Raw genomic sequence first — 6135 nt, forward strand, 5'->3', positions numbered from 1 at the left:
TCGATCCCTTGTAATACATTTTCGACAATGCCAAGATAGATATCACTGACCTGATGTTGTCCGGTCGCTACCACCAATTCTTGAATTTGGTCTTCTCCAAATACGGCACCAATGCGGTGTTGCTCCGCAATAATTATTTGCTTTGGCATTCAATTTCCTCGAAAATTAGCAGCATGTTCGATCGCCTAGAATCGATAAGGATCGAGCTGTGCTGGTATATTGTGACGTGATGTTTCCAAATTCCAAGTAGCTAACTGCTGTGTAATTAGTCGGCTCGATCGAGGGTTGACGACGATCGGTACTAGCATTGCCACCGCTTGAGTGGCGACAGCCAGCGACCAAAGTGGCGAACATCTAGTTGGCAAGGTTGAGGGCGATGATGCACTCACACGATGATGGATTGTAGATGTTTGCGACTTGCCGATCGATCGACAAGCCAGCACATTTGGCAAAGAGCTGCGAGGGTGAGTCAATTTGCAAGACTAAATCCCACCACATTAGTCGGTGCAGTTTGCTACCGATCGAGCGATCGAAACGACTAGATAAAATCTCTAGGCACTTTTCCCTTAAGAAGAGTCTGTGCCCGATCGGTAAATCTGGGTAATCTTAACCAAAATGTGGGCTGACTGCCCAGACTTGTCGATCCGGATCTATTTTTACCGTTAAATCTTAGACTTGGGCTACAAGGGTGGTCGTTGGCAATTGTCAATGGGAGAGGTTCTACCGTTAAGAGTCGATCGCCTCTAGCATTGGTGCCGATCTCCTGCCCGAATATCGACTACGAGTGAGTGCGTAGCAATTGGGCTGACATCTTCAGACGATTGCCCTGACGACTGATATAAACTCTCGATCTGAGTTGTATCTGTAGCTTCCTAAAATAGGTCGGATCAGAGCGATCCTCTAATCCTCACTAAATCCATTGCACTTAGTAATTAGCTACAAGGATGGTGGTATGTCCAGAATCCACGAAAATTTTGTCAAGTACACGATCGCATCCAGTTTGGATTACCGGAAGAGGTGGAGAAGATTTGCTGAGCTTATTCTTCTTTGAGGCGATCGCTCTTGGTTCTTTTCGATTATACCTGTAAATTGTCACGATCTCAAAGCTAACTTCCGTAGACTTTGGATCGTCGCGATCGCGGCTGTTGCTACTCGATCGATTTGCTCGACTGTATTATTATGCCCAATTCCGAACCGCAGTGCAGCATAAGCGAGCGATTCCGATCTACCTAGTGCCTGTAAGACGTGAGAAGGGGCGATCTTGGCGGAACTACAAGCTGCACCCGAAGACAGTGCTACCGTCGCTCTCAAGCCCAATAAGAGGGCATTGCCATCGACACCAGCGACACTAATATTTAGATTGCCGGGTAGGCGCTGGGTGGGATGACCGTTGAGGTAAATGCCGTCGATCTGACACAGTTGCGACCACAATCTGTCGCGTAACTCCGTCAGTCGCGCTGTCTCTAATTCCATCTCAGCTAAGGCAAGTTCCACCGCCTTAGCAAAACCGACGATTTGGGGCGGGTATAATGTGCCCGATCGCATTCCCCGTTCGTGTCCTCCACCATGCAACTGCGGCGATAACTTAACCCGTGGATTGCGGCGACGGACGTAGAGTGCGCCGATCCCTTTGGGGCCATATACTTTGTGCGCGGTCATCGACATCAAATCGACGTTTAATAAATCGACATCGAGCGGAATTTGCCCGATCGCTTGGGCGGCATCGGTATGAAATAAAACACCATTTTCTCGACAGATTTTGCCGATTGCTGCTAGGGGTTGTAAAACGCCAATCTCGTTATTAGCAGCCATAATCGAGACTAAGATCGTATCGGCACGAATCGCATTCCTAAGTGTATCGAGATCGACTAAACCATCAGTTTCTACAGGTAAATAAGTAACTGTAAATCCTAAAGATTCTAAATATTGACACGGATCTAACACCGCATTATGTTCGGTTTGGAGCGTGATAATATGCTGCCCTTTAGCAAAATAAGCCTCGGCGACACCTTTGAGCGCGAGATTATTAGCTTCCGTCGCCCCACTAGTAAAGACAATCTCTGCGGCACTCGCCCCGATTGCGGATGCGATCGTTTCGCGGGCACCAGTCACCGCCGCTTCTGCTGCCCAGCCATACTGGTGGGTGGTACTAGTCGGGTTGCCAAAATGTTCGGTAAAGTAGGGCAACATCGCCGCCAGGACGCGCGGATCGACTGGCGTGGTGGCATGTCGATCGAGATAAATTGGTAAGTGTCGATCTGGGGACATGTAATGGTGAGGTGTGAGGATATGGATCGATCGGGATTGGTGGGGTGGGAGGCGGAGATCTGACCCGCCCCGCCCTATGGGCACCCCTCCGAGGAGGGGATCTTTTCTTGCCTTTCCCTCTGGGAAAGGCATAAACCTCAAAACGCAGTTTAGCAATTTCTAGACATATTAGCCCGACGGGCTACTCCCAAAATTCCCCTCCTCGGAGGGGTGCCCGAAGGGCGGGGTGGGTAGATCTCCGCAACTCACCCAAAATCGACAACCACAGATCGAATCTAAAAATACAGCTCGAATTGTCTAGAGCGTTGATATCTTAATACCTCGATCGTACTCGAATCTCCACCATCCAACAACACACAAAAGACACTGCAATTAATTACAGCGCCTTCAGCATAAAACTTCTTTCAAACATCGACAGTCTACATAAGAATCTAATTACACTCCACTACTTGCTTTCAATTTCTTTCTCATCCGTAAGGCTGCTGTACCACCGACTAATGTACCGATAATGGTAAAAGGTTCGGGCACAGGAGTAGTAGTTCCGGCTGCATTAGCAGTCACCACTGGCCCAAAATTAGTGAGAAGACTTACTTGTTTGAGAGTCTCAGTCGCACCGAGGATGCTCAAGTCACCATCGATCGCACTAAACACGGGATTATCTGTAGCACTCCCAGCGCGAGTCAATGCTTCAAAGTTGAATGTAACCGAGTTCGTATTTTGGAAATTAAAGACAGTCGCCGCAGCACTATTGGTCTCAGCGATGTTGTCGTTTTGCCCAGTAAAAGTGTAATTGTTCAAGTCTTCTGTAACAATCAATGGGCCAACTGTGTTACCAGCGACGGACGTACCGCCGTTACCACGTTGATAACTGATGAAGCCACTCGTTCCATTACCTTTGGCAATGCGGACGGCTTCACCTTGGGAGGGTTCCCCATCTACGTCATAAACTAAAAAGCGGAGATTTAGCCCTTGCGCTGTAGTCCGTGTTGTAAAGGTGCCACCACTATTGTAAAAGTCGAATGTGTAACTTAGTCCGCCAGCTACTCCAGTTCCAGCTCCACCAGTACCACCACTAGCAGCCGTATACACGAACCCTGCATCACCAGCGGGTTCGTTAGCCGCAGTAGAGTAGTTTGGTAAATGTCCAGCAAAGGTACCATTACCAGAAGCCACAGCAGTTACCCTGGCATCAATCCCTGTGGCAACATTCCGATAATCGATGGTCGCACGACTGTTTCCAGGGCCTAATGTAAGGCCAGCAAAGCCGGAAGCAAGGTTATTGGCGGTAGTTGCAGCACCAAAATTCAGGTCTACGGCATGAGCGTTTTCAGATTGGATTGCTGTGCCAGCAACAGCTAAAGACAGTACGGAAAAAAAGACTGAACGATTGAGTTTGGTATTGCTGAATGGGAAGGATGTTATTTTCACGATCGGGGTATTTGTATGTTTGCAAAGATGTATCAATTATGTCTAAAGTAAGCTATTATACTTATGAAGGTTGAAGTACTCACAGCAAAACTAAGCCAAATTACTTAATACTCCCACTGATATTACCCATCAAAGGAGAAATCCATAAGCTAGGAATCCGTACTTGTACGATCGACACCTTCAGCGTACACTTAGAGACTGCATAAAAAGTATTCAAGATCGGCGATCGCCAGCGAATCTCGGCATCACTAGTAAAAACCGATCGATTCTAAATTACAAGATATAGATGAGCGTAATTAGGATTCAAAAATCGAGCTGAGATCGATCGTCAAACCGGGCAATACATCTTCCCCGCTCAAGGTAGCAGGCGATTCTAATATTTCTACATCCCGTCCGAGCCGATAGATCTCTACCTGTTGCTGTTGGGGGTTGATTAGCCAGCCTAGACGCACTCCATTCGCTCGATACTCCTCCATCTTTTCTCTGAGAGTCTTGAGACTATCACTTTGAGATCGTAGTTCGATGACAAAATCGGGGACTAGCTCAGGGAAAGTAACCCCACGCGGAAGTTCATCGGCTGTTGGTTTCCCAATCCAGGTGACATCAGGCGATTTGACTGCGCCATTGGGCAGAGTAAAGCCACCAGATGAGTCAAAAGCTCTTCCCAATCTGGTTTGACGATTCCAAGCCCAAACCTCCCCGAACAAGTCTCCATTTTGCTCTGAACTTTCTAGCGCGACTGGTACCATTGTTATCAATTCTCCATTAGCTGTCAGCTCCAGTCGCAGTTCTGGGTTATCTTGGCAGAGCATCTCGAACTCTTCATGAGTAACTCGCAGGGTGATGCTGTGAATATCTAGTAAGAATGGTTTGGCTGCTAATGACTGCATAAACTTATCCCGAACTGACGTTATATAGCTATTCTAAAACCCCGCGATCGATTCATACAGATCGGGCAGATCGTTTTCAATCAAAATCATGTCCTTGGCTTGGCGGTGTTCGGGACTGGTGAGATATGCCAGCGCTAGATCGCGATTGGGAAATTCCATTAACTTATCGGGAGCTAATCCACCTTCGAGCAATCCGGCTTTGAGTGCTTCCTTATTAGTATCGCCAATGACAAGTGCCAGATCGCAGATTGAGGCAGCTTTGAGCGCCACCTGACGGTTCTCGGCTGCTTGAATTTCGCCGAGTTCCACCATGCCGGGAGTCATCAAGATTTTGCGCCCACCTTCAAGGACAGCTAGGACTTCGAGCGCGGAGGCAAACCCGATCGGGTTAGAGTTGTAGGAGTCGTCGAGTATGAAACCATCGCCGTTTTTGCGGAGATTGAGACGACTATTCGCAGGTTCGAGATTGTAGATTGCTGCGATGACATAATCGGGATCTTTACCGAGGGCGCAAGCCATCGTGAAGGCACCGACGAGATTGGAGAGCATCGGTACTCCCAGCAGTTTGGTGAAGCCGGGATACTCTTTCCCTTGCCAATGAATCGTATATGTGGTGCCCTCCATACTGGCTTTGATATCCGACATCCAGCAGTCGAGATGTCCGATCTCTGGTTCCAATCCGTAGAGGAGGGTAGTAGCTTTGGGATAATCTGTCGCCATTTGACGCGCGCCGGGATTGTCACCATTGCAGACGAGCAAGCCATCGGCGGGAATAGCCTGAGCGAGTTCGCATTTGGCTTTGTAGATATTTTCAGCACCACCGAAGCGTTCGAGGTGCATCACGCCGACAGCGGTAACTAGTCCCGCCTGGGGTGGGGTAAAACGGCACAATTTCGCGATCGAGCCGATTTGATACGCGCCCATTTCGATGATGGCGAGCTGCTGTTGGGGTTTGAGATTTTCGCGAATCTGGCGGGTAATACCCATTTCGGTATTGATACTACCGGGCGTCCAAAATGTCGGCTCGATCGCTTCTAAAATACTCCCTAAGATGGCTTTAGTACTGGTTTTACCATAACTACCAGTAATCCCGATCGTGTAGGGCTGATAGTCGGCGAGGATGTCTTTAGCTTCCTGACGAAAGGCTTGTTGTTTCTTGAGTTCGTTCGGCCATAAAATCGCATTAGCGATGACAATCCAGAGCGGGGCAGATTGAATCAAACCAACGGCGACGAGCCAATAAATATAGATACTATCGCCAGCACCCGCAGCATAAGTACCCGCAATAATTAGGATAGTTGCGATCGCCTCTAAACCCAGAGCGAGATTGTAGATCGCCGTGGCTCGATCGGTCATATTCAGCTTAATCTTGCCCACTTTGCGCGGATCTTCCTCCTGAAAGCCCAGAAAGATCAGTGCAGCGGCAGCCAAGAAGCAAACGATCGCACAAATTACCATATCTCCCCCAGTCGCAAATCTGCTCAGAGCGGCTGCTAAAAGCGCCACCAGGGTACCTTTAGTATCAAAAGTGCGTTTTTCGAGGAACCAC

General features: G+C 48.5%; 5 protein-coding genes. All 5 read right to left on the reverse strand.

Annotation, left to right across the window (positions count from 1 at the left end; genetic code table 11):
- Positions 1-185 precede the first annotated feature (185 nt).
- Positions 186-452, reverse strand: a complete 267-nt coding sequence (locus RMO35_RS00945) for a hypothetical protein (RefSeq protein ID WP_309737929.1) — start codon at positions 450-452, stop codon at positions 186-188.
- Positions 453-1092: 640 nt separating this feature from the next.
- Positions 1093-2268 (reverse strand): aminotransferase class V-fold PLP-dependent enzyme, encoded by a 1176-nt coding sequence (locus RMO35_RS00950; protein ID WP_309737930.1) that lies wholly within the window; start codon positions 2266-2268, stop codon positions 1093-1095.
- 435 nt (positions 2269-2703) lie between these two features.
- Positions 2704-3696: a PEP-CTERM sorting domain-containing protein gene (locus RMO35_RS00955; protein WP_309737931.1), complete on the reverse strand. Its 993-nt coding sequence runs from the start codon at positions 3694-3696 to the stop codon at positions 2704-2706.
- 296 nt (positions 3697-3992) lie between these two features.
- Positions 3993-4586: a Uma2 family endonuclease gene (locus tag RMO35_RS00960; RefSeq protein ID WP_309737932.1), complete on the reverse strand. Its 594-nt coding sequence runs from the start codon at positions 4584-4586 to the stop codon at positions 3993-3995.
- A 33-nt stretch (positions 4587-4619) separates the two neighbouring features.
- A partial coding sequence (locus RMO35_RS00965) for a UDP-N-acetylmuramoyl-tripeptide--D-alanyl-D-alanine ligase (protein ID WP_309737933.1) occupies positions 4620-6135 on the reverse strand: 1516 nt, incomplete at its 5' end.

It is taken from the genome of Chamaesiphon sp. OTE_20_metabat_361 (assembly GCF_031364565.1).

Bases quoted from the DNA above. Each gene is read 5' to 3' on its own strand.
- RMO35_RS00950 (WP_309737930.1), bottom strand. From the start codon at position 2,268: ATGTCCCCAGATCGACACTTACCAATTTATCTCGATCGACATGCCACC.
- RMO35_RS00960 (WP_309737932.1), bottom strand. From the start codon at position 4,586: ATGCAGTCATTAGCAGCCAAACCATTCTTACTAGATATTCACAGCATC.